Here is a 25,705-nt window from a genome sequence, read left to right as displayed (position 1 = left end):
CATGGCCACCTCGACGATCCCCGTTGAAACGCCCCAGGGCGCGCGGCGCGGCTTGCTGGCCCGCAACCGCTGGCTGCTGCTGCGCCGGGCGAGCCAGCTGCTCATCCTGCTGGCCTTCCTCACCGGCCCGTGGTTCGGGGTGTGGATCGCCAAGGGCAACCTGTCCTCGTCCCTCACCCTCGGCGTGCTGCCCCTCACCGATCCGCTGCTGGTGCTGCAGACCCTCGTCACCGGCCATCTGCCCTATGCGTCGGCGCTGATCGGCGCGGCGATCGTGCTGGTGTTCTACGTGCTCTTCGGTGGGCGGCTGTTCTGCAGCTGGGTGTGCCCGGTCAATGTGGTCACCGACGCCGCCGCCTGGTCGCGCCGCCGCCTCGGCATCAAGACCGGCCGCGTGCCCGATGCCGACACACGCTACTGGCTGCTCGGCGGCATCCTGGTGGCGGCCGCCGTCACCGGCACCCTGGTGTGGGAGTGGGTGAACCCGGTGTCCCTGCTGCACCGGGGCATCATCTTCGGGATGGGCGGCGGGCTGTTCGTGATCGCCGGCATCTTCATCTACGACCTGCTGATGGCGAGCCGCGGCTGGTGCGGCCACCTGTGCCCGATGGGCGCCTTCTACGGCCTGCTCGGCAAGAAGTCGCTGGTGCGCATCTCGGCCGTCAACCGCAAGGCCTGCGACGACTGCATGGACTGCTTCGCGGTCTGCCCCGAACCCCAGGTGATCCGCCCGGCCCTCAAGAAGGTCGGGCAGGAGAGCCCCCTCATTCTGGCCTCGGACTGCACCACCTGCGGCCGCTGCATCGATGTGTGCGACAAAAAAGTTTTCAAGATGACCCACAGGTTCGACCAAAGGAGCGCGTGATGAACAAGCCGACCTTCAAATCCCCCCGTCTGCGCGCCGCCGCGCTGGCGCTGACCTTGTCCGCGGCCCTTGCCCAGACCTTCCTCGCACCGGCCGCCGCCGTGGCCGCGGAACCCGCCATCAAGCTCATGACCCTGCGTGGCGCCGACATCCAGGCCAGCGACCCCGAGGGCGAGGGCACCCGCTACAGCCGCGACCAGCCGCCGCTGCCCCGCGACTTCGTGCAGCAGCCGCCGCTGATCCCCCACACCATCAAGGGCTACACGGTCACCAAGAACTTCAACAAGTGCCTCGACTGCCACGCCTGGTCGCGGGCCAAGGAGACCGGCGCCACCAAGATCTCGGTGACCCACTTCAAGACCCGCGAGGGCGAGGAGCTGTCGAGCGTGTCGCCGCGCCGCTACTTCTGCAACCAGTGCCACGTGCCCCAGAGCGACGCCAAGCCGCTGGTCGGCAACACCTTCAAGCCGGGCGTCGGCATGCGCTGAGCGCACAACCACGGAGTTCGGACAAATGACTTCCAACAACAAGGGCTTGATCGGCCGCATCCGATCATTGGGCTGGGGCTTCGCCGCGCTGCTGTTCATCGCCGGCGTGCTGTTCTGGGGCGGCTTCAACACCGCGATGGAATGGACCAACCGCGAAGAGTTCTGCATCTCGTGCCACGAGATGAAGGACAACGTCTATCAGGAATACCGCAACACCATCCACGCCTCCAACCGCTCCGGCGTGCGGGCCACCTGCCCGGACTGCCACGTGCCCAAGGAGTGGGGCCCCAAGATGATCCGCAAGATCCAGGCTTCCAACGAAGTCCTGCACAAGGTCCTCGGCTCCATCGACACGCCCGAAAAATTCAACGCCAAGCGTCTCGAGCTGGCCAAACACGAGTGGGAACGGATGAAGAAGACCGACTCCCGCGAGTGCCGCAACTGCCACAACTTCGGCAGCTTCGACTACGCCGAGCAGAACCGCCGCTCCTCCCGCATGCACCAGACCGGCCTCAACGAGGGCAAGACCTGCATCGACTGCCACAAGGGTATCGCGCACACCCTGCCCGAGGTCGAGCAGTCCATCGGCGCGCCCAAGGACGGCGCCACCCCGGAAGAGTTCCACCCGGACACGCCCAAGCCCAAGTCCGAGCCGGAGGCCGCCGCACCGGCCAAGGGTTGAACTGCAGGCCGGGCGCTGGGCAAGGTTCAGCACCCGGCCTCTTCATCTGTCGAAGCGCCCGCCCGCTGGGCGCTACAGTCTGATGCCCCGCAGCACGTGGTCGGGCGCGAGGGTCGCCGCCTGCAGGGCCTCGGCCGTCTGGGCGGCGATGCCGTCGAGGAGGGCGTAGCGCTTGCGGTACATCGCGCGCTTGTGGCCGGGCATCTCGTCGGGAGTGCGGCACCGCGCCTCGACGGGCCGCAGCCAGTTCCCGTCCAGCCCCTGGTGGGCGCCATGTTCGATCCAGTAGGCCCGGTAGTCGAACTTGAACTCGTCTTCCTTCTTTTTGTAGCGCGTGACCTGATGCCGGCTGTCGATGCCCTCGATCCGGCGGATGCCCCAGCAGGCGCAGGCCATCCGGAACACCTCGAGCAACAGCGAGTGGGGGCGCAGTCCGTGGCAGCCCTTGGTCAGTTGGCGGATCAGCCCCATCGTGTCGCCATCGCTGCGCTTGACCCCCTGCATCGAGGCGATCAGCACCGAGTCCGGCCCGGTAAAGCCGAAGCTGAGATTGAAGAGCGGCCGGTTCTCGGCGTCGTTCAGCGAGAAGGCCCACATGCCCTCGATGCGGGTTGGGCGGTTGATGCCCAGATCGATCGAATAGCCGGGGCCCGCGCAGATGTGCATGTTCTGGCGGTTCGCGAGGATGCGCATCGCGTCCGCGCGGAAGTGCCGGGCGGCTGCGCCGAGGTCGGCCTCCAGCATGTCGAAACGCCGCCCCATCGACCAGCGGCGGTCCAGGTAGCGGCGGAACAGCACGAACAACAGGCTGCCGTCCTTGCTGAAGAGCTGCCGCCATTCCGGGATGGCGTCGATGTGTGCCAGCAGGCGGGCCCGCCGCTGGCGCGTGATCGCCATCAGCAGCGCATATCGGTAGCGGTGATACGGCCGCTTCATGCGGCCCGCCCCCAGAACGTCGAACGGGGCCGGCCAGGTCATGGGGGGCGGCGTCGGGTGGGGGGCTGGGAAGGGCGTCTCGATTCGGGCTTGCACGGGAAAACTCACGGAGTGTCGGGAAATGCACCGCGTCGCCGGGCGTGGGGCCCGGGGCGCATGACGCCGTGAGAGGCTACCGGGGGAAGCTGAAGCCAGACTTTCGTTTCCCTGTCGCCAAGCTTGCTGCGGGGGCGCAGCGCGCTCGGGCCGTGCCGGTGCTATGCTCGAAAAACCTATGGCAGATTCGCGAGGCCGACATGGAGCGTAGATCCCCGCTGATTTCCGACGTGCTCCGGGAGCGCCCCGGCGTCTACGACACCGGCAACGGCGCCCTCGAGACCATCGAGGCGAACCCGGGTTTCCCGGGCATCCTGCGTGTCACCGTCCGCAGCTATTGCGGGCGCCACGAGGACGACTGCCGCTATTACCGGCTCACCGCCGAGCCCACCCGCCGCTTTGCCACCCTCGAGGAGGCGCTGGCCGCCCGCCCGGTGCGCCTGACCTGACCTCTGCCGTTGCGCCGGCCCGAGGGGGCCGCAGGTGCCGGACGGGTGTTCCCGTCGCCATGGCCCGGGGCGGCCGTCCCGCCCCGGGTGCGGGCCGGGTGATCGGGGTTACGGGCGGGGCGCCTGCCGCCGGAACCCGTCCATGAAATCCACCAGCTTCTCGACGGCACCAAAGGTCAGGCCGTTGTAGATCGAGGCGCGGATGCCGCCGATGCTGCGGTGGCCACCCAGGCCCGAGAAGCCGGCCGCCCGGGCCGCGGCGATGAAGGTGGCCTCGAGTTCCGGTGTCGGCAGCTTGAAGGCCACGTTCATCTTCGAGCGGTCGGCGGGCGCCGCGTGGCCGGCGTAGAAACCATCGCTGTCGTCGAGGGCCCGGTAGAGCAGGGCGGCCTTGGCGGTGTTCACGCGCTCCATCGCCGCGAGGCCGCCGATCTCGCCGAGCAGCCAGCGGGTGACCAGCAGCACCACGTAGATCGCGAAAACCGGCGGGGTATTGAGGATGGAGTGGGCGGCGATCTGGGCCCGGTAGTCGAGGAAGGCGGGCAGGTCGGCGGGTGCGTCGGCGAGCAGCGTGTCGCGCAGGATCACCACCGTCACCCCCGCCGGACCGATGTTCTTCTGGGCGTGGGCGTAGATCATCGCGAAGCGGGTGTAGTCACCCGGCGCCGACAGGAAGTCGGAGGACATGTCGCAGATGCGCGGCACGTCGTCGCGCCCGATCAGCCGGTGGAACTGCAGGCCCTCGACGGTCTCATTGGAGACGTAATGCAGGTAGGGCGCCCGGGGGTTGAAGTCGAGCTCGCCGTCGGCCGGCAGCCGGCCGAAGCCGCCGGCCTCGCCGCTCCACACCACCCGCACCGGCCCCACCTTGCGCGCCTCGGGCAGCGCCTTGCCGCTCCAGTAGCCGGTGTGCAGGTAGTCGGCGGGCTCGCTGCGGCCTGCCAGCAGGCTCATCGGCAGCATGGTGAACTGCTGGGTCGCGCCCCCCTGCAGGAACAGCACCCGGTAGTCCGCCGGCAGGCCCATCAGCCGGCGGATGTTGTCTTCCAGCTCGGCCACCACCGCAGCGAACCAGTCGGAGCGGTGGCTGATGCCGAGGATCGACAGGCCGACCTCCGGCACGGCGCGGATCGCCTCCTGCACCTGTTGCAGCACGCTGTCCGGCAGCGCGCCGGGGCCGCCGGAGAAGTTGAGGGCGTTCAGCGGGTTGGATGGGGTCATGGTCGAGGGCTCAGACGGGGGTGGGGCGGGGCGCCTGCAAACGGTCGAGGTAGTCCTCGAAGGCCTGCTTCACCTTCTGCATGTGCACCTGCTTGTAGGGGAAGAGGTCTTCCGGGTCCATGGCGTGGACCACCATCGCGTGGTCGATCTCGAAGATCAGCAGCTCGCCGTCGCGGGTCTCGGCGCAGTCGATGCAGACGTAGTCGAGCTGCGAGCGTTGGTGGATGGCGGCCAGCGCGCCGGCGTGGCGCGCCGCGAAGGCGGCGAAGCCTTCCATGAAGGCCAGCTCCTCGGCCCGCTTGGCGGCGTCTTCGTACATGCCGGCGTTGACGTAGTGGATCATCCAGTGGGACGACACGCCCATGTGGCAGGCGAAGGGCCGGCCGTCGATCAGCGCCACCCGCAGCTTGCGGAACTGCCCGTCGGGGCCGCTGTAGTCGATGAAGTTGGACAGGTAGAAGTGAGGGTCGGGCTCGGCGGCCAGGTAGGCGACCATCTCCGCTGGGCTGTCGAGGCGCGCCAGCCCATGCCCGCCGTGGGCGCCGAGGGGGCGCAGGATCACCGGGAAACGGCAGCCCGGGAAGGCATCGCCGATGGGCTGCGCGCCGCCGGCGATGGCGGCCAGGGTGGCCCGGTCCACCGGCCAGGTGGCGGGGATCTGCAGGCCCGGGACGCCCTGCAGCAGCGCGCTGGCGGTTTCCCGTTCGACGTTGGGAATGTACTGCGGGGCGTTGATCACCGGCTTCGGCCAGTGGGCCAGCCGCGCCACGAGGGCGTCGAGGATTGGCCGGCTGGCAGCGGTGGCCGACAGGCCGACCAGCAGCGCGTCGTGCGCGGGCAGGTCGGCGGGCAGCGGGTCGGCGGCGCTCACGTACTGGTAGATCAGCTCCACCTGGCTGTCCTCGAGCAGGCAGTCGATCGGCGTGTTCTCGGCCAGGTCGCCGGCCGCCAGCAGCACCAGCAGGCGGCAGCGGGCCGGCTGCCGGCGGGCGGGCAGGGTGAAGCGGTGCTGCTGCTGCAGGGCCTGGGCCTGGATGTCCAGGCCGAGGGCCCGCTCGCCGAGGGTGAGGAAGGCGGTGGCCAGGTTCATCCACAGGCCGGGGGTGTCCGGGGCCTGCCGGGCCCGCTCCAGCAGCGCCTGGGCCACCGGGCGCAGGTCGTCGCCGGCGATGCTGAGGCGCAGGAAGGGCGCGAGGCCGATGAAATCGTGTTCGGGGTTGAGCGTCATGGCAGGGGGGGCGGCTGGCGAAGCCGGGATTATCCTGGAAACGGCAGTTGACCGCTTTCCGCAGCCTCGAAAACCGCATGACCACTTGCGATAGTGCCTTCGCCGACGCCCACCCGGAGGGTGAGCGCGCTACACGCCCGCTGGCATGCCTGGACGTGCGCCTGGCTTTGTCGCTCCGCCTTGCAGGCACGAGCCTGCGGCGTAGTCGCTTCGCGCCAGACACCCGCCCAGACGCACCAACAGGCGCGTCCAACTACCGTTTCTAGGATTATCCGGTCTCCCGCCCGGGCTGGCGACCGGGTCGCTCAAGGGTCAGGATTTTCAAACGGCATTTTTTTGCCGCCCGTGGCGGCATATCCCGCTGGCGTCGCGGCGCGCCGGTAGCCCACGCCGCCCGGCGCGCTTGACCCGAGTCAAGGACGCCGGCCCCGGCGATCCGGAACATCTGCCCCAAGCTGCGCCGTGCAGCGAAGCCATCCAGGGAGGTTCCATGAGCGGGACATTCACCAAATCCATGGCGCGAAATATCTTCTTCGGGGGCACCGTATTCTTTGCGCTCCTGTTCCTCGCGCTGACCTTCGATTCGATGCAGACGCTTCCCAAGCGGGACAACCGGGCCAATCTCACGCCGGCGGTCGCCGCCGGCAAGAAGGTATGGGAAGTCAATAACTGCATCGGCTGCCACACCCTGCTTGGCGAGGGCGCCTACTTCGCGCCGGAGCTGGGCAACGTCTACAAGCGCCGCGGGCCCGAGTTCATCAAGGCCTGGATCCAGTCGCAGCCGACGGGGGCCCCGGGCCGTCGCCAGATGCCCAATTTCCACCTGACGGAACAGCAGCTGAACGATCTCGTCGAGTTCCTGAAGTACATGTCGGAAATCAACACGGCCAACTGGCCGCCCAATATCGAAGGCTGATCGCCGACCAGAAAGGGAGCCAAACCATGCAATATTCGTCGCAGGCGGTCGCGAAGCCATACTTCATCGCGGCCATCGGACTCTTCACCGGGCAGGTGCTGTTCGGGCTCATCATGGGCCTGCAGTACATCATCGGCGATTTCCTGTTCCCCGCCATCCCGTTCAACGTCGCGCGGATGGTCCACACCAACCTCCTGATCGTCTGGCTGCTGTTCGGCTTCATGGGCGCCGCCTACTACATGATCCCCGAAGAGACGGAGACAGAGCTCTACTCGCCAAAACTGGCGTTGTTGATGTTCTGGATCTTCCTGGTCGCCGGTGCCGCCACCATCCTGGGCTACCTGCTGGTGCCCTACGCCACCCTGGCGCAGATGACCGGCAACGACATCCTCGAGACCATGGGTCGGGAGTTTCTCGAGCAGCCGCTGCTGACCAAGATCGGCATCGTGATCGTCGCGCTGGCCTTCCTGTTCAACCTCACCATGACCATGCTCAAGGGCCGCAAGACCTCCATCGGCATCGTGCTGATGATGGGCCTGTGGGGTCTGGCGGTGTTCTTCCTGTTCTCCTTCTACAACCCGCACAACCCGGTGCTCGACAAGTACTTCTGGTGGTGGGTCGTGCATCTGTGGGTCGAAGGCGTCTGGGAACTCATCCTCGGCTCGCTGCTGGCCTTCGTGCTGATCAAGGTGACGGGTGTTGACCGCGAAGTGATCGAGAAGTGGCTGTACGTCATCATCACCCTCACCCTGGTCACCGGCATCATCGGTACCGGCCACCATTACTTCTGGATCGGCACGCCGGAGTACTGGCAGTGGTGGGGTTCGGTGTTCTCCGCCCTCGAACCGATCCCGTTCTTCGCGATGACCGTGTTTGCCTTCAACATGGTTAACCGCCGCCGTCGCGAGCATCCCAACAAGGCCGCCACCCTGTGGGCCCTGGGTACCGGCGTGATGGCCTTCCTGGGAGCTGGCGTGTGGGGCTTCCTGCACACCCTGGCGCCGGTCAACTACTACACCCACGGCACGCAGATCACCGCTGCCCACGGCCACATGTCCTTCTACGGCGCCTATGCGATGGTCGTGCTGTGCATCATCAGCTACGCCATGCCGATCCTGCGCGGCCGTGCCGCCAACAGCGAGAAGGCCCAGGTGCTGGAGATGTGGTCGTTCTGGCTGATGACCGTGGCGATGGTCTTCATCACCCTGTTCCTCACCGCCGCCGGCATCCTGCAGGTCTGGCTGCAGCGCTACAGCGCCACGCCGATCCCCTTCATGGCGGCCCAGGAGCAGCTGACCATCTTCTACTGGCTGCGTGAAGGCTCCGGCGTGATGTTCCTCGTCGGCCTGCTGATCTACATCACCAGCTTCTTCGTCGGCGGAGGCGAGACCCAGCGCCGCGCCGCCTGATCCACCCGCAGTCGTCGCACCCCCGCGCCCGGTCCCTCGCCGGGCCCGGGTGGCCCGCAAGGCCCAAGCCCCCGCCCGTCGGGGGCTTCGTTTTTGTGCGCCGCGGGCGGCCGCCGTGCTTGCCGCCCCGCGACGGGGGGTGCGAAGATCCCGGGCCCTGCGTCCGGTACCCCAATCACGCCCATGAACCCTCCTGTCCTCATCGTCGGTGGTGGCCTGGCCGGCCTGGTCGTTGCCCACCAGCTCCATCAGGCCGGTATCGGTTTCGTGCTGCTCGAGGCCCGGGACCGGCTCGGCGGGCGGGTGCTGACGGTGGCGGCGGGGAGCGCGGGCTCCGCCGAGGGTTGCGATCTCGGCCCGTCGTGGTTCTGGCCGGACATCCAGCCGGCCATGGCGGCGCTGGTGCGTCGGCTCGGGCTGCCCGCCTTCGCCCAGCACGGCGACGGCGACATGCTCTTCGAGCGGGTCCGCGGCGAGCCGCCGCGGCGTCTGCAGGGGATGTACCAGGCGCCGCCGTCGATGCGGATCGCCGGCGGCAGCGGAGCCCTTGTCGCAGCTCTCGCGGCCGGGCTGCCGGCGCCGTGCATCCGGCTCGGAGTGCGGGTGACGGGGGTCACGCTGCGCGGCGCCGAGGTGGAGGCCCGCTTCGTCGAGGCGGACGGGCAAGCGGCGAGCCTCGTCGCCGGCGATGTCGTCCTGGCTGCGCCGCCGCGGCTCCTGGCGGCAACGGTCGGGTTCTCGCCGCCCCTCGACCCCGCCACGGCCCGCAGCTGGCGCGATACGCCCACCTGGATGGCGCCCCACGCCAAGTTCTTCGCGCTCTACGAGCGGCCCTTCTGGCGCGAGGCGGGGCTCTCGGGCACGGCCCAGAGCAGCCTGGGGCCGCTGGTCGAAATCCACGACGCGACGGGCGCGTCGGGCCAGGCTGCACTGTTCGGCTTCGTCGGCGTGCCGGCGCCGCAGCGCGCGCAGTACGGCGAGGCAGCCATCGTCGATGCCGCCGTCCGGCAGCTGGCCCGCCTGTTCGGGCCCGAGGCCGCCACGCCGCGCGCCACCTTGTTCAAGGACTGGGCCGCCGACCCGCTCACCGCCACCCCCGACGACGCCCAGGCGGGCGAGCACCCGGAATCCGGCGCCCTCGCCGCGGCGCCGGGCGCGTGGCAGCAGCGCCTGTGGCTGGCCGGCAGCGAAGCCGCGCGCCGGGACGCGGGCTATCTGGCCGGGGCGGTGGAGGCGGCCGAGTACGTGGCGACGGCCATCATTGCGCGGCGGGTGGCCGCACAATGATGGCCCGTCGCTGATCCCCCGACCTTCCAAGGAACCCGACATGCTCCGTACCCCGCTTGCCATCGCCCTGGCCACCCTTGCCCTGCCGCTGGCCGCCCAGCCGCCGGCGGCCGGCCCCCACGATTTCATCGACGCCTTCCGCGCCTTGAGTGGCGAGCACAAGGGCATCCGCAAGGGCCACGCCAAGGGGGTCTGCGCCGAGGGCGAGTTCGTGCCGAGCGACGAGGCGCGCACGCGCCTCGCCAGCCCGTTGTTCGCGGGCCCGGGCCTGCCGGCCCAGCTGCGCTTCTCGATGGCGGGCGGCAACCCCCGGGTCCCGGACAACGCGCGCTCGCCGCGGGGCCTGGCCGCCGAGTTCCAGCTGCCCGACGGCACGCTGCACCACCTCGCCATGCTGAGCACGCCGGTCTTCGGCGCCAAGGACCCGGACAGCTTCCTGGGCCTGCTGCGTGCCCAGCGGCCGGGGCCGGACGGCAAGCCCGACGCCGGGCGGATCGCCGCCTATCGGGAGGCCCATCCGGACACCCGGCCCCAGGCCGAGTGGCTGGCCCGCAACCCGCCCCCCTGGAGCTACGCCAACGCCGCCTACCATGGCCTCCACACCTTCTACGTGCAGACCCGCCAGGGCGGCGCGCTCAAGGTCCGCTGGTACCTGCAGCCCCAGGACGGCGAAAGGGGCCTCGACGACGCCGAGCTCGCCGGTGCGCCGGCGGACTTCCTAACCCAGCGCCTGGCGGAGCGGCTGCGCCAGGGGCCGGTGCGCTTCGACTGGATCATGGTGCTCGGCGAGCCCGGGGACACGGATGACGACCCGTCCCGCCCGTGGCCGGCAGGCCGGCCGGTGTTCAAGGCCGGCACCCTGAGCGTCCAGCGCTCGGGCGGCGAGGCCTGCACCCCCATCAACTTCGACCCCAACGTGCTGAGCGCGGGTTTCAGCGCGGGCGCCGATCCGATCCTGCGCATGCGCTCGCCTGCCTACGCCATCTCCTTCGGGCTGCGCCTGGGCGGGCAGTAAGCGTCGCATCCTGCCGCCCACGAAAAGAGGCCGACCTTCCCGGGTTGGCCTGGCGCTGCGGGTCGATCTTGACCACACCGCGTCCCGGCATGTTGTTCCTGGATTTGATCTCGGGTTTCATCCAGTCGAGGCCGGCCGCCATCGCCTTCATGTCCGGCGAGGCCGGCGGCAGCGGGTGTCGTTTCAGCCCGCGTCCGACGGGGCGCTGCCGTGCGGCTCTGCCCGCTCCAGCCACACCGCGGTGTCGTGGTAGGCCACGCCGGCTGCCGGCCAGCCCGGCTCGGCGCTGACCAGCGCGTTGATGCCGATGCCCTCGATGAAGGCGGCGCTGGGCCACTGGCTCTCGACGACCACGGTGTCCGGCTGCAGGCCGTCCGCCGGGCGGGCGTGCAGGGCGACGCTGCCCAGCGCGTTGCCGAGGCGCACCACGTCGCCGTCGGCGATGCCCAGCCGGGCGCAGGTGGCCCGGTGGATGAGGGCGGTCGGCCGGCCCTCGCCACGCTGCGAGCTGGCTGTCTCGGTGAAGGTGGTGTTGAGGAAGTGCCGGGCCGGCGCGGCGACCAGCCGGAAGGGGCGCTCGGGCGTGGCGTGGTCGATCACCGGCTGGTGGTCGGGGAAGGCGGGCATCGCGGCGTGGCCCTCGCCGCGGGCGGCCCAGTCCGGCATGAAGCGGAAACGCCCGTCCGGGTGGCCGAAGCCGTCGAGGAAGTGGGCCGTCTCGAAGGGCGGGGCGCAGTCGAGCCAGCCGGCGGCCAGCAGGTCGTCGGCGCCGGGCTTGCCGGAGGCCCGCAGCACCGCGTCGGCGAGCTGCCAGGCGCCAAGCTCGAAGGCCGGGTGGCGGATGCCGAGGCGCCGCGCCAGCTGCCCGATGAAGTCGTGGTTGGCGCGGCATTCGCCCGGCGCCGGCACCAGCGCCCGCGCCGCCTGCAGGAAGGTGTGGCCGGAGGCCTGGTAGAGGTCGTCGTGTTCGGTGAAGGTGGTGGCCGGCAGCACGAGGTCGGCGAGCCGGGCGGTGTCGGTCATGAACTGCTCGTGCACGCACACGAAGAGGTCGTCGCGCAGCAGCCCTGCGTGCACCCGGCGGCTGTCGGGGGCGACCACCGCCGGGTTGGTGCTCTGGACCAGCAGCGCGCTCACCGGCGGGCCGTCGCCCAGGTCGCGCCGCTCGCCGGCCAGCACCGCGCCGAGGCGCCCCATGTCGAGCTGGCGGGCCGGCGGCGGCGCGGCGTCGAGGCCGTGCAGGAAGCCCAGGTCGAGGCCGTACAGGCCGCCGTTGCTGTACAGCGCGCCGCCGCCCCGGTGCTGCCAGGCGCCGGTGATGGCCGGCAGGCAGCTCACCGCGTGCATTGCCGCCGCGCCGTTGCGCTGCCGCGTGAAGCCGTAGCCGAGGCGCAGGTAGCTGCGCGGAGTGGCGCCGTAGAGGCGGGCAAAGCGCACGATGTCGGCGGTCGGGATGCCGGTGATCTCCGCCGCCCAGGCCGGGGTGCGACGGGCCAGGTGGGCCTCGACGGCGGGGGAGAAGTCGGTCAGCCGGGCCAGGTAGGCGCGGTCGGCGAGGCCCTCGGCGAGCAGCACGTGCATCACCGCAGAGGCTAGCGCGCCGTCGGTGCCGGGCCGCGGCGCCAGGTGCAGGTCGGCCTTGGTGGCGGTGGCAGTGCGGTAGGGGTCGATCACCACCAGCGGCACGTCGCGGCCGCGGCGGGCCCGCTGCACCCAGTGCATGAAGTTCACCTGGGTGTGCACCGGGTTGCCGCCCCACACCACGATCAGCTCGGCGTCTTCCATTTCCCGCGGGTCGACGCCGCGCTTGGTGCCGACCCCGGCCAGCCAGCCGGCGTCCGAGAGGGCGACGCAGAAGGTCTCGCGCTGGCGCGACCAGCCGGCCAGGTGGCCGAGGCGGCGGATGGCACCGCGCTGCACCAGGCCCATGGTGCCGGCGTAGTGGTAGGGCCAGACGGTCTCTGGACCGTGGCGTGCCGTCGCCTCGCGCAGGCGCTCGGCGAGCAGGTCGAGGGCTTCGTCCCAGCCGATGGGCGCGAAGCGGCCCTCGCCCTTGGCGCCCACCCGCAGCAGCGGCCGGGTCAGGCGGTCCGGGTGGTTGGCCCGCTCGGCGTAGCGGGCCACCTTGGCACAGATCACCCCGTCGGTGTAGGGCTGGTCGCCGCCCCGCACGCGGCCGATGCGGCCGTCGGCGCGCACCTCCACCTGGAGGGCGCACACGCTGGGGCAGTCGTGGGGGCAGACGCTGGGGCGGAGCAGGGCGGACATGGGGTGGGCCGGAGGGTGAGGGTGGGGTGGCTATTGTCGCGCCGGACCGGCCGTCCGGCGGGCAATTTTTGCGTGGCCCCGCCGGGGGGCGGGGCCGCGCGGGGGTCAGACCATGCCGCCGACCCGGCTGGCCAGCCAGTGGTAGGTGGGGATGCCGACCATCACGTTGAAGGGGAAGGTGATGCCCAGGGCGGCGCCGATCGACAGGGCCGGGTTGGCCTCGGGCACGGCGATCCGCATGGCGGCCGGCGCGGCGATGTAGGAGGCGCTGGCGTAGAGGGTGGCCAGCAGCGCGGCGCCGCCCACGCTCATCCCGAGCAGGCTGGCGGTGAGCACGCCGAGGGCGCCGGCGAACAGGGGCATGCCCACCGCGAAGCCGATGAGGAAGCCGCCGGCCCGCCGCAGGTCGCCCAGCCGGCTGGCCGCGACCAGCCCCATCTCGAGCAGGAAGATCGCCAGCGCGCCCTTGAAGAGGTCGAAGAACACCTTGTCCAGCGGCTTGATGCCGTCGGCGCCGGCCGCCCAGCCGATCGCCAGGCCGCCGACCAGCAGCACGATGCTCTTGCCGGCGAACACCTCGTGCAGCACCTTGCCGAGGCCCGACTGGGGGTCGCCGCGCCGCGCCAGCCAGACCCCGACCATCAGCGCCGGGAACTCCAGCAGCACCAGGAACACCGCCATGTAGCCTTCGTATTCCTGGCCGAGCTGGCTCAGGTAGGCGGCGCCGACCGCGAAGGTGACCACGCTGACCGAGCCGTAGTGGGCCGCCACCGAGGCCGCGTCGGCCCGGGACAGCTTGCCCAGGCGCTGCAGGATGGGGAAGGCCAGCAGGGGTAGCGAGGCGCCGATGGCGACGATGACCAGCGCCGGCAGCAGCAGGTCGCCGACCGGCTGGCGCGCCAGCTCGACGCCGCCCTTCAGGCCGATGGCGAGCAGCAGGAAGATGCTGAGGGACTCGTACAGCACCGGCGGGATCTTCAGGTCCGACCGCAGCAGCCCGGCCAGCAGGCCGAGCATGAAAAACAGGATGACGGGTTCGAGGGGCATGATTCTGGCTCCGCTAAAGTCTTGATGCGGCGCACTATCCCAGTCCGGGATGATTAAATCCAATTAAACTTTAGGCTGGTTTGTATTTATAAAAACTTATATGCCGCGCCGTCACCTGACCTTCCGCCAGCTCGAGACCTTCGTCACCGTGGCCCGCCTGGGCAGCTTCTCGCGGGCCGCCGAGGCGCTGCACCTGACCCAGCCGGCGGTGTCGATCCAGATCCGGCAGATCACCGAGAGCGTGGGCCTGCCGCTGTTCGAGCAGACCGGCCGCGAGATCCGCCTCACCGCCGCCGGCCAGGAGCTGCTGCAGACCGCTCGCGAGCTGGACGACAGCTGGAACCGCTTCGAGTCGGCGGTGGATGCCCTGAAGGGCCTCAGGAAGGGCCGCCTGCGGGTGGCCCTGGTGACCACTGCCAAGTACTTCCTGCCGCGCATGCTGGGGGCCTTCTGCCAGCGCTACCCGGACATCGACCTGGAGCTGGAGGTGGCCAACCGGGCCCGCATCGTCGAGCGCCTGCGCGCCAACGAGGACGACCTCTACATCATGTCGTTTCCGCCGGAGGAGCTCGACGTGGTGGCGCGGCCCTTCCTCGACAACCCGCTGGTGGCGATCGCGCCGCTGGGCTACCCGCTGCCGGCGGGCCCGCTCACCCTGGCCGAGCTGGCGCCGCACCCCTTCCTGCTGCGGGAGGCGGGCTCCGGCACCCGCCGGGCCATCGACCGGCACCTGGCGCGCTGCGGGCTGACGCTCAACGTCAAGCTGTCCCTGGGCAGCAACGAGGCGATCCGCGACCTGGTGGCCACCGGCATGGGGCTGGCTATCCTGTCCCGCCACGTGCTGGGCGAGCACCCGGAGCAGGACGGCATCCGCATCCTGGAGGTGGATGGTTTCCCGCTGCAGCAGCCCTGGTCGGTGGTCCATCTGCGCCAGAAGATCCTGTCGCTGCCGGCCCGGGCCTTCATGGACGAGCTGCTGCCCGCCCTGGGCGAGGGGCGGCCCGGGTAGGGCGTGCGGCGGGGCTCAGGCTGCGAGCTCGGCGCCGCCTTCGGCCTCGTCGCCGTTGTCGATGGGGAGATTGACGGTGAAGGTGGTGCCCTTGCCGACTTCACTGCTCACGTCGATGCTGCCCTTGTGCTTGCCGATGATGCCGTAGGTGATCGACAGGCCCAGGCCGGTGCCCTTGCCGATGGGCTTGGTGGTGAAGAAGGGCTCGAAGAGGTGGGGCAGGTGCTCGGCGGCAATGCCGCAGCCGGTGTCGCTGATCGCCACGTGGGCCATGCCGTCGGGGCCGTGGCTGGTGGTGATGGTGATCTCGCCGCGCTCGGCGATGGCGTGGCCGGCGTTGACCAGCAGGTTCATGAACACCTGGTTGAGCTGGGAGGCGATGCAGTACACCTGGGGCAGGGTCGGGTCGTAGTGCTTGACCACGGTGCACTTGTACTTGAGCTCGTTCCAGATGATGTTGAGGGTGGAGTCGAGGCAGGCGTGCAGGTCGGCCCAGCCGAAGCCGGATTCACCGACCCGGGAGAAGTCCTTGAGGTTCTGCACGATGTCCTGGACGCGGGTGAGGCCGTCCTGGGATTCGGCGAGGAGCTGGAAGATGTCCTCGTGGAGGAAGTCGTAGTCCTCGCGTTGCTTGATCGCGGCGAGGGCCGCCAGCGTCTCCGGTGTCGCGCTCTGGGCGGCCTGGCCGTCGTAGGCCGCGATGATGGCGAACAGGCTGTCGAGGTAGCCCTTCAGGGTCGTGACGTTGGAACGCACGAAGCCGATGGGGTTGTTGAGCTCATGGGCGACGCCGGCGGCGAGCTGGCCGAGGGAGGCCATCTTTTCGGACTGGAGGAGCTGGTTCTGGGCGTCCTCGAGCTTGCGGTTGAGCTCGCGCTGGTGGGCGAGGGCGGCGGCGAGCTGCTCGCGCTCCTTGTGCAGCAGGGCGTCGGCGGCCACCTTGTCGGTGACGTCGCTGGCATACACCACCACCCGCGGCGGCGCGCCGGGCACCGGGTAGACGGTGACGTGGAAGATGCGCCTGTTGCGGGCGGCGTCCACCTCCGAGCTGTGGCCGGTGAGCATCACCTCGGCGATCTGGTCGGCGATCGGGATGCCGAACTCCGGCGGCAGCAGGTCGAAGAAGTTGCGCCCGGCCAGCTGGGCCGGGGTGGCGTCGAACTGCTCGGCGCCGATGCGGTTGATCGCCATGATGGCGCCCTCCTCGGTGATCATCGCGATCACCTGGTCGGCGCTGTCGAGCACCGCGCTGAGGGTGGCGGTGCGCTCGGCGACGCTCGACTCGAGGGCCGTGTTGTAGTCGCGCAGGGCGTCCTGGGCCTGCTTGAGCTTGAGGTGGTTGCGGATGCGGGCGAGCAGGATGGCCGGTCGCAGGGGCTTGGTGATGTAGTCGGCGGCACCCAGCGACAGCCCGCGCTGCTCGTCTTCGTCGTTGACCCGCGCGGTGACGAAGATCACCGGGATGTCGCGGGTGGCCTCGTCGGCCTGCAGGCGCTGGATGACCTCGTAGCCGTCCATGTCCGGCATCATCACGTCGAGCAGGATGAGGTCGGGGCGGGGTTCGGCGGCGGCGATCTGCAGCGCCGCGGGGCCGGACTCCGCGGTGAGCACCCGGAAGTGCCCCTCCAGCATCCGGCTGACGCCCTTGAGGTTGATGCGTGAGTCGTCCACCGCCAGGATGGTGGCCATCGCGGTGCCGCTGCTCGCCGGGTTGTCCGGGCTGGTTGCCATGTCGTTCTCCGTCTGCCGGACCTGTCCGGGGCAGGTATTTATGGTTTTCCCAGTCGGATTACGGTTCGCGCCGGCCAGACTTGATAGCGCCCGGCCGCGGCGCCCAACAAATCCCGGCGGCCACCGTTTTCGCCGGCCCGGCGCAGGCGCGGGTTGCGGTCGGCCGGGCCTTGCGGAACACTCCGCCTTCCCGATCCGAAAGCCCGTTTTCCATGCAAGCCCTCCTCGACGCGATTGCCCGCATGCCCTTGTCCACCGACGCCTGCCGGATCTTCCACGGCCGCGGCGGCCTCCACCCGGGCTGCGAACACTGGACGCTGGACGCCTTTCCGCCGGTGTGGCTGGTGACCAGCTTCCTGCCGGTGGAGGAGGCCGAGCTGGCGACAGTCCACGCCGCGCTGGCGGCGCGCTGGGCCGAGCTCAAGCCCGGCGAGCCCCTCAACTGGGTCTTCCAGTACCGCCACGAGGCCCGCGCCGAGACCCGCCTGATGGCCGGCAGCGTGCCCGAGCCCCATGTGGTCCGCGAGGACGGCGCCGGCTTCCGGGTGCATCTGCTACGCGGCCTCAACCACGGCTTCTTCCTCGACATGGCCGAGGGGCGCCGGCGGGTGCGCGAGCTGATGGCGGCCCGGCCGGGCGGCAAGGTGCTCAACCTGTTCGCCTACACCTGCTCGTTCTCGGTGGTGGCGCTGCGGGCGGGCGCGCGCCAGGTCACCAACGTGGACATGAGCGACGGCGCCCTCGCCATCGGCAAGCGCAACCACCTCCAGAACGGCCTCACCGCAGGGGCGAGCTTCCTGCCCCACGACATCTTCAGCTCCTGGGGCAAGATCACCCGCGGCGGGCCCTACGACCTGGTGGTGCTCGACCCGCCGAGCTACCAGAAGGGCAGCTTCGTCGCCGAGAAGGACTACGCCCGGCTGATCCGCCGGCTGCCGGACCTCCTCGCCCCGGGCGGCCACGCGCTGCTGTGCCTGAACTCCCCCAAGCTGGGGCCGGCCTTCCTGCAGGAGCAGGTCCAGGCCCTGGCGCCGGGGCTGGTCTTCTGTGGGCGCGTGCCCAATCCGCCGGCCTTCGCCGACGTGTCGGAGGCGCGTTCGCTGAAGGTGTTGCTCTACCGGGCCGCCGCTGCGGCGGAATAGACGCTTCTTATGGGTGGATAGAAACATTCAGGGCTGCCGATGTTGCGCCGCAACAATCAATGTTCTACGATGCAGTTGTCTCCTCCACCCTCCTCCTTTGGTGTGGATTTAACCCGGGCCCGCAAGCGCCCGGGTTTCTTTTTTTGTGGCGTCCCGATCGGCTCCGGGCGGTGCCGCAGACGATGAACTGGCGGCCCTGGCCGGCTACCATACGGGTTCCTTCCCCCCCCTCGGAATCCAGACCATGACCCAGATCATCAAACCCGCTCCGACCCTCACCCTCGCCAACGGCCTCCCGATGCCGCAGCTCGGCCTCGGCACCTGGCCGATGAACGACGCCGAAGCCGCCGTCACCGTCGAGGCGGCCCTCCGGATGGGCTACCGGCTGATCGACACCGCCGAGAACTACGAGAACGAGCGCGGCGTGGGCGAGGGCATCCGCAACAGCGGCGTGGTCCGCTCGGAGATCTTCGTCACCACCAAGTTCAACCGCAAGTGGCACAGCATCGACGGCGCCCGCGCCGCCTGCGAGGCCAGCCTCGAGCGCCTCGGCCTCGACTGCATCGACCTGCTGCTGGTGCACTGGCCGAACCCCGACCAGGGCCGCTACGTGGAGGCCTACCAGGGCCTGGTGCGCCTGCTCGAGGCCGGGCTGGTGAAGTCCATCGGCACCTCCAACTTCAAGCCGGCCCACCTGCAGAAGCTGTTCGACCTGGGCCTCGTGCCGCACCTCAACCAGATCCAGCTCGACCCCTACCACCTGCGCGACGACCTGGTGGCGATCCACCGCGAGAAGGGCATCGTCACCGGCGCGTGGCGCCCGCTGGGCTGCGGCAACGCGATGCTCACCGACCCGGTGATCAGCTCGGTGGCCCAGCGCCACGGCCGCACCACCGCCCAGGTGATCCTGCGCTGGCTGACCCAGCAGGGCTTCGTCGCCACGCCCAAGTCGTCCAACCCGACCCGCATGGCGCAGAACCTCGACATCTTCGACTTCACGCTGTCCGCCGACGAGATGGCCCTGCTGGGCACCCTCGACCGGCCCGACCCCGAGATGTTCGACGCCGACAGCTTCGGCCACTGACCGGCACGGGCGCCCCGCGTGAACCCCGAGCTGCTGCAGGCCCTGGTCAGCCGCGAGATGCCCTTCGGCAAGTACAAGGGCCGGCTCATCGCCGACCTGCCCGGCCATTACCTGACCTGGTTTGCCCGGCAGGGCTTCCCGCGGGGCGAGCTCGGCCAGCTGCTGGCGCTGATGCACGAGCTCGACCACAACGGCCTGACGGGGCTGCTGGTGCCCCTGCGGAGCGTCCGCAAAAATTCATAGAGACATCTTATTTATAAATAAAAATTATCATGTTGCGATGCGGTAGGGGGCGCAATAATATTCTCCCCGTCTCCTCCACCCTCCTCCTTTGGTGTGGATTTAGCCCGAGCCCACATGTGCTCGGGCTTTTCTTTTGTGGGCCGCCTTTTTCACGCATCCGGGCGGTCCCGGCGTTGTGGCCCTGCCACCCGCCCGGCGGGGCAGAGGCGCTCCGGCTGGGCTAAACTCCGGCCTGGCCGTTCACCGCCCCCCGAGTCCATGCACGCCACGATCACCCCCGCCACCCTGGCCTTCGACGCCGACGGCCACCCCTATTCGCCCTTCTTCGACGACGTCTACCACACCACCTCCGGTGGCCTCGGACAGGCGCAGCAGGTGTTTCTGGCCTGCAACGGGCTGCCGTCGCGCTGGGCGGGCCGGGCGGCCTTCACCATCGTCGAGACGGGCTTCGGGCTTGGCCTCAACTTTCTTGCCACCTGGGCGGCCTGGCGGGCCGACCCGGCGCGCAGCCGGCGCCTGCACTTCATCTCGATCGAAAAGCACCCCTTCCGGGTCGATGATCTGGCCCGGCTTCAGGCCGCCTGGCCCGAGCTCGCCGAGCTCTCCGCCGGCCTGCGCCGCCAGTGGCCGGCCCTGCTGCCGGGCGTCCACCGCCTGGGTTTCGACGATGGGCGGGTTACCCTGGACCTCGTCTTCGGCGATGCGGTGCAGGCCCTGCCGCTGGTCGAGGCCCGGGCCGACGCCTTCTATCTGGACGGCTTCTCGCCGGCCTGCAATCCGGACATGTGGTCGCCGGCGGTGTTCGCCCAGCTGGCCCGTCTGGCCGCCCCGGGGGCCAGCCTGGCGACCTGGTCGGTGGCCGGCGAGGTGCGTCGGGGGCTGCAGGCGGTGGGCTTTGCGGTGGAGCGGCGGCCGGGCTTCGGCGGCAAGCGGCAGATGCTTGCGGGCCGCTTCGAGGGGGCCGCTCCGTCACCCGAGGCGCCCGCCGAACGCCGCGCGCTGGTGATCGGGGCGGGGGTGGCCGGCAGCTCGGTGGCTGAGCGCCTCGCCGCCCGCGGCTGGCAGGTGGTAGTCGTCGACGAAGCCGACGGCCCCGGCCAGGGCGCCTCGGGCAACAAGGCCGGGGTGTTCCGCCCCCTGCCCAGCCTCGACGACAACCGCCTCGCCCGCATCACCCGGGCCGGCTTCCTGTATGGGCTGCGTCACCTGGAGCACCTCGCCCGGGTCGGCCATCCGGTGCGCTGGTCGCCCTGCGGCGTGCTGCACCTGGGGCGCGACGCCAAGCAGGAGGGCAAGATGCGGGCGGTGGTCGACGCCCACCAGCCTCCCGCCGACTACCTGCGCTTCGTCGGCCAGGAGGAGGCCGGGCAGCTCGCCGGCTGGCCGGTGGCGGCCGGCGGCTGGTGGTTTCCCGGCGGTGGCTGGATCCAGCCGCCCACCCTGTGCGCGGCCAACCTGGCGGCGGGGGGCGAGGCGATCCGCACCCGCTTCGGGCAGCGGCTGGCGCGGCTCGAGCGGGTCGACGGCGAGTGGGTCGCCTTCGATGCGGCCGGTGCCGAGATCGCCCGGGCGCCGGTGGCGATCCTCGCCAATGGGGTCGGCATCCGCGCGCTGCCGCAGGCGGCGACGCTGCCGGTGCGGCCGGCCCGGGGCCAGGTGTCCCATCTGCCGGCCGAGCCGGCCAGCGCGCCCCGGGTGGTGGTGTGCCGGCTGGGCTACGTGAGCCCCGAGGTGGACGGGCTGCGCTGCGCCGGCGCCACCTTCGTCGCCGACGACGAGGCGACCGAGCTGCGCGAAGCCGAGCACCGCGAGAACCTCGACAAGCTGGATTTCATCCTGCCCGGCTTTGCGGCCCCCTTCGACCCGGCGGGCCTGGCGGGGCGGGTCGGCTTCCGTCCGGCCTCGCCCGACCGCCTGCCGATGATCGGCGCCGTGCCGGCGGTGGCCCAGGCGGGGCGCGACACGCCCCTCGCCGACATCCCGCGTCAGCCGGGGCTCTACGCGGTGTCGGGCTTCGGTGCCCGGGGCCTGGTGTGGGCCAGCCTGGCCGGCGAGCTGCTGGCCAGCCGGCTGAGCGGCGAGCCGCTGCCCCTGGAGCGGGATCTGGTGGATGCCATGGACCCGGCCCGTTACCTGCTGAAGCCCCCGCGCCCCGGCGCCGGCGGAGAGGAGTAGCGGACCGTTTTGTAAGCGTGCGTTGCCGTCGTCGGCCGGCGGCGCGGCCCCGGCGTTGATCTCCGTACCCAACAAGGAGATCAAGCCATGGGCACCCAGACCAACTCCACCCTCCATCCCATGCTGTGGCTGGCGGCCGCTTCGGTGACCGCGGTCAGCCTCGCCGGCGTCGCCAAGCTCGTCGGCTTCATGCCCGGCTCCGCCGAGGCGCCGTCGCCGGTCGCCGCCGCGGCCCCGGCGGCCGCTCCGGCCAGTGCGTCGGTCGCCGCGCCGGTGGCCCGCCCGGTGGCGCCGCCCCGGGCCGAGGCCGCGCCGGCCCACGCGGCACGCCTCCATCGACCCGCCACCGAAACCGCCCGGCCGGCGCCCCGGATGGCCGACAATCCGCCGCCCGTCGCCGCGGCGGTGCCGGAGGCGCAGCCCCATGCGAGCGGCGCCTCCCGCCGGGTTGCCGATGCGCCCCCCGCCGTCTGCCGCGAATGCGGGGTGATCGACAGCGTCGAGGCTGTTCAGCAGAAGGGCGAAGGCTCGGGCCTCGGCGCCGTGGGCGGGGCGATCCTGGGCGGGGTGCTCGGCCACCAGATCGGCGAAGGCTCCGGCAAGCAGATCGCCCGGATCGGTGGCGCCGTGCTCGGCGGCCTGGCCGGCAACGAGGCCGAGAAGCGCTACCGGGCGGTCAGCCATTACCGGATCGGCGTGCGCATGGACGATGGCAGCTACCGGGTCGTCGAACAGCAGGAGGCGCCGGCCTGGCGGCGGGGCGATGCGGTGCGGCTGCAGAATGGCGGGATCGTGGCCGGCGGCGCTGCGCCGGCGGGGAGCGCGGCGTTCTGAGCGGCGCGACCCCGGCGCCACAAAACAAAAACCCGCCGGAACCGGGGTTCGAGGCGGGTTGCTGTGGCAGCGGCCGGCGGGCCGTGCGGAAAATCTGTTGGTGCGTCCTGACGGAATCGAACCGCCGACCTCCACGATGTCAACGTGGCGCTCTAACCAGCTGAGCTAAGGACGCATCCGGAGATTGGTTGCGGGGGCAGGATTTGAACCTGCGACCTTCGGGTTATGAGGCTGATGATTAACATCAATGTTAATCGTAGCCAAGTGTCACAAGACTGGTCTTAAACGTCAATCAGATCGCAATCTGTTGATTTATAAGAAATCTTTTAACACCGCTTTTGTGACAGCTTTCCCCGATTTCGGGAGCAGCATTCGCAAAAATTGTCACAACCGTCGTTTCAACCAACTGCAGAGGGCGCGACTATACCTTGACCGTCGGGTTAACGCAAATCACTCGTCGTGTTCTGCTCGGAGTGCGGCCCGGGAGGGCTGTACCCACCCCTTGTGGCCTGTCTGCCAAGGCCTGCCGAATGCCCGGGTTGCGACAGGGCTCGGCAAAAAAACGGCGGGCGGCGCTGCGCGCGGCCCAGTGGTCAGCGGCTCAGCGATTCAGCGCCCAGCGAAGCAGCGTCCCGCGGATCGATGGGGGAACCACGACACACCCGAAAGCCGATGAAGTAGCTACGGTTGCCGGGCGAGCTGACGTCCCGGAGGGCAGCGCGGCAGCGGTCCGGAAGGCTGCCCCAGGCCCCGCCGCGCAGCACACTGGACTCGCCGTTTTCACGTCGGGAGGGATCACCTGTTTGTTTCAGGCACCATTCCCAGGCATTGCCTGCCAGGTCGAAGACCTCCTTCTCCTGCACCCGGCCAGCCGGAAAGAGCCCCACAGCAGTCGTGCGTCCGATGCCGGATTCGCCCGAGTTTCCTCCGCACTCAAGCCAGTCAGACCCCCAAGGAAAACGCAAACCTGCCGCGCCCGCCTGAGCCACCCATTGCCACTCCCATTCTGTAGGCAGGCGCACCACTTCACCCTCTAAACCCAAGCGGGCGGTCAGCCAGCGGCAAAACGCCATCGCGTCATGCCACGACACGTTGATGACCGGGTGATTGGCAAAATCCCATCGCGCTCGACCGGGCTGCTCCTCATGCTGCAGCTCCCACCACCACACCGGATTGTGATAGCCGTCGTCCGCCGCCACAAAGGCCTTGAACTGTTGCCAGGTCACCGGGTAGCGGGCGATCCGGAAGGGCTCACTTATCCTGAACTGTTGCGGGGGACTGGTCTCCAGCATCACAACAGCGCCCTCCTCGGGAACCGCCACTGCCTCCCAGGCGATTTCGGGCAGCCCGCGCGCATCCAGCCCCACGCCCTTGCGGGGGTCGGGCAGGGTGTTGAGGCGACGGCCGATGTCCTCCCGGCGCATAGGTGAGATTTCGTCCCGCGTCAGCTCGTCCAGCAGCGCCAGGGGTTCGGGGCGCAGAAAGCCGCGCAAAGATTCGTCGAGCGTGTTTTGAAGCGCCAGCCAGGCATGGATGCCCGGGTCGGTGTACTTCGGATCCGGCAGCGGATCGATTCCGCCGAGGGCGCACAGGGCTTCGATGGCCGGTTTCTGGCGCTCCCAGCCCCACATCAGGAGCCCGTTGCCGCTCGACTGCCAGTCGCTGGCCGCCTGCTCGACCTCGCGCCGCCGAGCGAGGAAGATGGCGTGACGCGCACACCAGCCGGCCAGCCGTGGCCAATGCTGAAACAGGGTTTCGTGGGCGATCTGCACATGCCCATCATCGGTGTCGGTGAGCACGCCCTGGGTACGCAGTGCGTCGATCAGATAGGCGATGTTGCTACCCCCGCAGCCCGGCCACCCGAACACTACGGCGCGTAGGGATGCCGTCCACCGAGCTTGCCAGGGCCGAGAACAGGGTGTTGCAGGCCGCAAAGAGCTCCGGATCTGCGTCGATCACCTCGTCCACTGGCGTGGTGGCGCACTTCACGCTCTCCGCCAGGCCGCCGATGGCTTGCCAGGCGGCGCGGGTGATGCCAACTACCGAATCGCGACTCTCGAACAGGCGTTGCAGCGTCAGTGCCAGCAAGGGCAGCGCACCAGCCATGCCCCGGGCGGTGGTGGCCAGCTCGCTGACCAGGTCGTCGTCGATTGGAACGCCACAATCCGTGGCCGGGCGGGCGATGAGTTGCCGGTAGCGTGCGTCGTCAGTGATCGGATCCAGGGGCACCAGGCTTTCGCCGAGCGCGGCAGCGCCGAGCCAATCGGCCAGGGGCGCAAAAAACTCACTTCGCAGCGTGAGCGCCAGATAAACGCCCTCGGCGCCAAGCAGCGCATCTCAGACCGCCCGGAAGGCCGGCCGGCTGCCTTCTGGCGTCTGGGTGAACAGCTCTTCGAACTGGTCGGCAAAGACCAGCAGCGGCGCAAGCGCCGGCAGGTGGAGGCCAAGTGCCTTGCCTGGGTCGGCGCGCAGTTCATCGGCAAGACGCTCCACCCGCGGCGCCTCACGGCTGCGCAACCGCTCCTCGGGCATGAGGCGGTCGAGGGCGTCGGCGAGTCGGGCGAAGGGATCGTTCTGGGGGGTGAAACGCAAGTAGCTCAAACCAGGCAGAGCCTTGCGTAGCGCCGGCAGCGCGCCCGCCGCCACCAGGGACGACTTGCCGGTGCCGGAGCGCCCGACCACGCACACGTAGCGCCGTTCGATGAGCCTGTCTGCCACCCGACGGATGTCCTCGTCCCGGCCAAAAAAAGCATCCGCCTGTCGCTCCGTGAAAGCCGATAGGCCGGGATAGGGGTTGGGGATATGCTTTGCTGGCTTTGGAGAGGGCTCGCCACGATCGCCCGTCGCCGGGGGCCGTCGCAGAATCGCCAGCAGCGCAGCGTACTGTTCGTCTGGATCAAAGTGCAGGAAACCGCGCAGGGGCAGGGGGATGTCCGCCTCACCACTGCCGGTGGGCAGTATCGGAATGAAGCGGCGATTCTCCAGCTTGCTGGCACTGAGCTCCTGCTGGATGAGATTGGCCTCCCAGCGCACTCCGCGGCCCACATCGCCATCCCCGTCGCCCTCGAAGTACTTGAAATAGAACGGAGTGCAGGCAAGCAGTATCCAGGTTGCTCGCCTGAATTCGTCGTTGATCCAGTCCTGCCAGGGTTTCGAGGGGCGCGGTTCGTACTGATCGATGATCACCTCAAGTCCGTCGGCGCCAAGCCGAGCGGCCAGGTTCGCCACCCACTTCGAATGGGCAGGATCACCTTGGGCGTAACTGATCAGCACGCGCGGCATTTGCTCTGTCATGGTTGTCGCAGGAGTTCGGATGACTGCAGTAATGATAAGCCCGAGGTCTGCTTGAGGTAGGCGGTGCGCAAGACAATTACTTGACGTACGATTCCAGCATTCCGATAACAAGCCGGAAGATTGGCCATGACCCGTATGCAGACAGACGCCCCCCCTGAAGCAATGCTCCCAACTTAACGCCAACCCCCTTGTGAACCTGCGCCGTCCCCGGTAAAATCAATGTCATTAAGTCATTGATAAATAGAGACTATGAACTCAAACACTCGATCCCCAATCGCTGCTGGAT

At 69.6% G+C, this 25,705-nt stretch carries 21 protein-coding genes, 1 tRNA gene and 1 pseudogene; 14 read left to right on the top strand and 9 right to left on the bottom strand.

All coding sequences use genetic code 11. From position 1 onward, the window contains the following. The first annotated feature begins 1 nt into the window (after nucleotide 1). From napH to ACE3OU_RS14510, 3 genes are read left to right on the top strand one after another with little or no spacing between them, the layout of a single operon-like run. Nucleotides 2-865, top strand: a complete 864-nt coding sequence (napH, locus tag ACE3OU_RS14520) for a quinol dehydrogenase ferredoxin subunit NapH (protein ID WP_374242263.1) — start codon at nucleotides 2-4, stop codon at nucleotides 863-865. Then, nucleotides 865-1,353, top strand: a complete 489-nt coding sequence (locus ACE3OU_RS14515; protein ID WP_374242262.1) for a nitrate reductase cytochrome c-type subunit — start codon at nucleotides 865-867, stop codon at nucleotides 1,351-1,353. The genes napH and ACE3OU_RS14515 overlap by 1 nt, the downstream gene beginning before the upstream one ends. Nucleotides 1,354-1,378: 25 nt before the next feature. Continuing rightward, nucleotides 1,379-2,035 (top strand): NapC/NirT family cytochrome c, encoded by a 657-nt coding sequence (locus ACE3OU_RS14510; RefSeq protein WP_374242261.1) that lies wholly within the window; start codon nucleotides 1,379-1,381, stop codon nucleotides 2,033-2,035. A 72-nt stretch (nucleotides 2,036-2,107) separates the two neighbouring features. Here the strand turns inward: ACE3OU_RS14510 and ACE3OU_RS14505 are convergent, their stop codons facing one another. Beyond that, nucleotides 2,108-2,971, bottom strand: a complete 864-nt coding sequence (locus tag ACE3OU_RS14505) for a DUF535 family protein (protein WP_374242260.1) — start codon at nucleotides 2,969-2,971, stop codon at nucleotides 2,108-2,110. A 296-nt stretch (nucleotides 2,972-3,267) separates the two neighbouring features. Here ACE3OU_RS14505 and ACE3OU_RS14500 point away from each other — a divergent pair, with 296 nt between their 5' ends. Next, the gene (locus ACE3OU_RS14500) at nucleotides 3,268-3,516 is read left to right on the top strand and encodes a hypothetical protein (protein ID WP_374242259.1); all 249 of its coding nucleotides are present in this window, start codon (nucleotides 3,268-3,270) and stop codon (nucleotides 3,514-3,516) included. A 108-nt stretch (nucleotides 3,517-3,624) separates the two neighbouring features. On the opposite strand, the gene ACE3OU_RS14495 is transcribed toward ACE3OU_RS14500, so the two are convergent. After that, on the bottom strand, nucleotides 3,625-4,737 hold the full coding sequence (locus ACE3OU_RS14495; RefSeq protein ID WP_374242258.1) for a phosphoserine transaminase: 1,113 nt from the start codon (nucleotides 4,735-4,737) through the stop codon (nucleotides 3,625-3,627). Between the two features lie 10 nt (nucleotides 4,738-4,747). Continuing rightward, nucleotides 4,748-5,965, bottom strand: a complete 1,218-nt coding sequence (locus ACE3OU_RS14490) for a RimK family alpha-L-glutamate ligase (RefSeq protein ID WP_374242257.1) — start codon at nucleotides 5,963-5,965, stop codon at nucleotides 4,748-4,750. Between the two features lie 490 nt (nucleotides 5,966-6,455). On the opposite strand from ACE3OU_RS14490, the gene ACE3OU_RS14485 reads away from it, so the two are divergent. The 4 genes from ACE3OU_RS14485 (at nucleotide 6,456) to ACE3OU_RS14470 (ending at nucleotide 10,592) form a co-directional block, all read left to right on the top strand. After that, nucleotides 6,456-6,881, top strand: a complete 426-nt coding sequence (locus ACE3OU_RS14485) for a cytochrome c (protein WP_374242274.1) — start codon at nucleotides 6,456-6,458, stop codon at nucleotides 6,879-6,881. Between the two features lie 26 nt (nucleotides 6,882-6,907). Beyond that, nucleotides 6,908-8,290 (top strand): cbb3-type cytochrome c oxidase subunit I, encoded by a 1,383-nt coding sequence (locus ACE3OU_RS14480; RefSeq protein ID WP_374242256.1) that lies wholly within the window; start codon nucleotides 6,908-6,910, stop codon nucleotides 8,288-8,290. Nucleotides 8,291-8,473: 183 nt separating this feature from the next. Beyond that, a complete protein-coding gene (locus ACE3OU_RS14475; protein ID WP_374242255.1) occupies nucleotides 8,474-9,577 on the top strand; it encodes a flavin monoamine oxidase family protein in 1,104 nt (367 codons plus the stop codon). A 40-nt stretch (nucleotides 9,578-9,617) separates the two neighbouring features. After that, nucleotides 9,618-10,592 carry a catalase family peroxidase gene (locus ACE3OU_RS14470; protein ID WP_374242254.1) on the top strand — a complete coding sequence of 325 codons (975 nt, stop codon included), beginning with the start codon at nucleotides 9,618-9,620 and terminating at the stop codon, nucleotides 10,590-10,592. A gap of 183 nt (nucleotides 10,593-10,775) precedes the next feature. On the opposite strand, the gene ACE3OU_RS14465 is transcribed toward ACE3OU_RS14470, so the two are convergent. Together ACE3OU_RS14465 and ACE3OU_RS14460 are read right to left on the bottom strand one after the other, a co-directional pair. Next, nucleotides 10,776-12,860, bottom strand: coding sequence for a molybdopterin-dependent oxidoreductase (locus ACE3OU_RS14465; RefSeq protein WP_374242253.1), 2,085 nt, complete (start codon nucleotides 12,858-12,860; stop codon nucleotides 10,776-10,778). Between the two features lie 105 nt (nucleotides 12,861-12,965). Beyond that, complete coding sequence (locus ACE3OU_RS14460; protein ID WP_374242252.1) at nucleotides 12,966-13,907, bottom strand: sodium-dependent bicarbonate transport family permease; 942 nt, start codon at nucleotides 13,905-13,907, stop codon at nucleotides 12,966-12,968. A 100-nt stretch (nucleotides 13,908-14,007) separates the two neighbouring features. On the opposite strand from ACE3OU_RS14460, the gene ACE3OU_RS14455 reads away from it, so the two are divergent. Further along, entirely contained in the window at nucleotides 14,008-14,916 is a 909-nt protein-coding gene (locus ACE3OU_RS14455; protein ID WP_374242251.1) for a LysR substrate-binding domain-containing protein, read from the top strand. Between the two features lie 15 nt (nucleotides 14,917-14,931). Here ACE3OU_RS14455 and ACE3OU_RS14450 read toward each other — a convergent pair whose 3' ends face one another. Continuing rightward, nucleotides 14,932-16,647 carry a response regulator gene (locus ACE3OU_RS14450; RefSeq protein ID WP_374242250.1) on the bottom strand — a complete coding sequence of 572 codons (1,716 nt, stop codon included), beginning with the start codon at nucleotides 16,645-16,647 and terminating at the stop codon, nucleotides 14,932-14,934. 212 nt (nucleotides 16,648-16,859) lie between these two features. Here ACE3OU_RS14450 and ACE3OU_RS14445 point away from each other — a divergent pair, with 212 nt between their 5' ends. The 5 genes from ACE3OU_RS14445 to ACE3OU_RS14425 all read left to right on the top strand — a co-directional run bounded on the left by ACE3OU_RS14445 (nucleotide 16,860) and on the right by ACE3OU_RS14425 (nucleotide 22,125). Then, a complete protein-coding gene (locus tag ACE3OU_RS14445) occupies nucleotides 16,860-17,789 on the top strand; it encodes a class I SAM-dependent methyltransferase (RefSeq protein ID WP_374242249.1) in 930 nt (309 codons plus the stop codon). A gap of 244 nt (nucleotides 17,790-18,033) precedes the next feature. Beyond that, entirely contained in the window at nucleotides 18,034-18,873 is an 840-nt protein-coding gene (locus ACE3OU_RS14440) for an aldo/keto reductase (RefSeq protein WP_374242248.1), read from the top strand. Between the two features lie 18 nt (nucleotides 18,874-18,891). Further along, complete coding sequence (locus tag ACE3OU_RS14435) at nucleotides 18,892-19,116, top strand: DUF3820 family protein (RefSeq protein WP_374242247.1); 225 nt, start codon at nucleotides 18,892-18,894, stop codon at nucleotides 19,114-19,116. Between the two features lie 258 nt (nucleotides 19,117-19,374). Continuing rightward, nucleotides 19,375-21,291 carry a bifunctional tRNA (5-methylaminomethyl-2-thiouridine)(34)-methyltransferase MnmD/FAD-dependent 5-carboxymethylaminomethyl-2-thiouridine(34) oxidoreductase MnmC gene (gene mnmC, locus ACE3OU_RS14430; protein ID WP_374242246.1) on the top strand — a complete coding sequence of 639 codons (1,917 nt, stop codon included), beginning with the start codon at nucleotides 19,375-19,377 and terminating at the stop codon, nucleotides 21,289-21,291. An 87-nt stretch (nucleotides 21,292-21,378) separates the two neighbouring features. Then, nucleotides 21,379-22,125: a glycine zipper 2TM domain-containing protein gene (locus ACE3OU_RS14425; RefSeq protein WP_374242245.1), complete on the top strand. Its 747-nt coding sequence runs from the start codon at nucleotides 21,379-21,381 to the stop codon at nucleotides 22,123-22,125. A gap of 98 nt (nucleotides 22,126-22,223) precedes the next feature. Here the strand turns inward: ACE3OU_RS14425 and ACE3OU_RS14420 are convergent. From ACE3OU_RS14420 to ACE3OU_RS14410, 3 genes and pseudogenes are all read right to left on the bottom strand, one after another. Then, nucleotides 22,224-22,300 (bottom strand) — tRNA-Val (locus ACE3OU_RS14420). 418 nt (nucleotides 22,301-22,718) lie between these two features. Beyond that, entirely contained in the window at nucleotides 22,719-23,993 is a 1,275-nt protein-coding gene (locus tag ACE3OU_RS14415) for a formylglycine-generating enzyme family protein (RefSeq protein WP_374242244.1), read from the bottom strand. Continuing rightward, nucleotides 23,965-25,407: pseudogene (locus ACE3OU_RS14410) on the bottom strand (toll/interleukin-1 receptor domain-containing protein). The gene ACE3OU_RS14415 and the pseudogene ACE3OU_RS14410 overlap by 29 nt, the downstream one beginning before the upstream one ends. Nucleotides 25,408-25,705 lie beyond the last annotated feature (298 nt).

Origin of the sequence: Zoogloea sp. (genome assembly GCF_041908905.1) — a bacterium.
Lineage (GTDB): Bacteria > Pseudomonadota > Gammaproteobacteria > Burkholderiales > Rhodocyclaceae > Zoogloea.
The sequence above is the reverse complement of the archived record's forward strand: the minus strand, read 5'-3'. Positions and strand labels throughout refer to the sequence as shown.

Excerpts from the sequence above, each read along its gene's own strand:
- ACE3OU_RS14495 (WP_374242258.1), bottom strand. The coding sequence starts at position 4,737 with ATGACCCCATCCAACCCGCTGAACGCCCTCAACTTCTCCGGCGGCCCC.
- ACE3OU_RS14425 (WP_374242245.1), top strand. The coding sequence starts at position 21,379 with ATGGGCACCCAGACCAACTCCACCCTCCATCCCATGCTGTGGCTGGCG.
- ACE3OU_RS14505 (WP_374242260.1), bottom strand. The coding sequence starts at position 2,971 with ATGAAGCGGCCGTATCACCGCTACCGATATGCGCTGCTGATGGCGATC.
- ACE3OU_RS14470 (WP_374242254.1), top strand. The coding sequence starts at position 9,618 with ATGCTCCGTACCCCGCTTGCCATCGCCCTGGCCACCCTTGCCCTGCCG.
- ACE3OU_RS14500 (WP_374242259.1), top strand. The coding sequence starts at position 3,268 with ATGGAGCGTAGATCCCCGCTGATTTCCGACGTGCTCCGGGAGCGCCCC.
- ACE3OU_RS14485 (WP_374242274.1), top strand. The coding sequence starts at position 6,456 with ATGAGCGGGACATTCACCAAATCCATGGCGCGAAATATCTTCTTCGGG.
- ACE3OU_RS14480 (WP_374242256.1), top strand. The coding sequence starts at position 6,908 with ATGCAATATTCGTCGCAGGCGGTCGCGAAGCCATACTTCATCGCGGCC.
- ACE3OU_RS14475 (WP_374242255.1), top strand. The coding sequence starts at position 8,474 with ATGAACCCTCCTGTCCTCATCGTCGGTGGTGGCCTGGCCGGCCTGGTC.
- ACE3OU_RS14515 (WP_374242262.1), top strand. The coding sequence starts at position 865 with ATGAACAAGCCGACCTTCAAATCCCCCCGTCTGCGCGCCGCCGCGCTG.
- ACE3OU_RS14490 (WP_374242257.1), bottom strand. The coding sequence starts at position 5,965 with ATGACGCTCAACCCCGAACACGATTTCATCGGCCTCGCGCCCTTCCTG.
- ACE3OU_RS14455 (WP_374242251.1), top strand. The coding sequence starts at position 14,008 with ATGCCGCGCCGTCACCTGACCTTCCGCCAGCTCGAGACCTTCGTCACC.
- napH (WP_374242263.1), top strand. The coding sequence starts at position 2 with ATGGCCACCTCGACGATCCCCGTTGAAACGCCCCAGGGCGCGCGGCGC.
- ACE3OU_RS14440 (WP_374242248.1), top strand. The coding sequence starts at position 18,034 with ATGACCCAGATCATCAAACCCGCTCCGACCCTCACCCTCGCCAACGGC.
- mnmC (WP_374242246.1), top strand. The coding sequence starts at position 19,375 with ATGCACGCCACGATCACCCCCGCCACCCTGGCCTTCGACGCCGACGGC.
- ACE3OU_RS14445 (WP_374242249.1), top strand. The coding sequence starts at position 16,860 with ATGCAAGCCCTCCTCGACGCGATTGCCCGCATGCCCTTGTCCACCGAC.
- ACE3OU_RS14510 (WP_374242261.1), top strand. The coding sequence starts at position 1,379 with ATGACTTCCAACAACAAGGGCTTGATCGGCCGCATCCGATCATTGGGC.
- ACE3OU_RS14460 (WP_374242252.1), bottom strand. The coding sequence starts at position 13,907 with ATGCCCCTCGAACCCGTCATCCTGTTTTTCATGCTCGGCCTGCTGGCC.
- ACE3OU_RS14450 (WP_374242250.1), bottom strand. The coding sequence starts at position 16,647 with ATGGCAACCAGCCCGGACAACCCGGCGAGCAGCGGCACCGCGATGGCC.
- ACE3OU_RS14465 (WP_374242253.1), bottom strand. The coding sequence starts at position 12,860 with ATGTCCGCCCTGCTCCGCCCCAGCGTCTGCCCCCACGACTGCCCCAGC.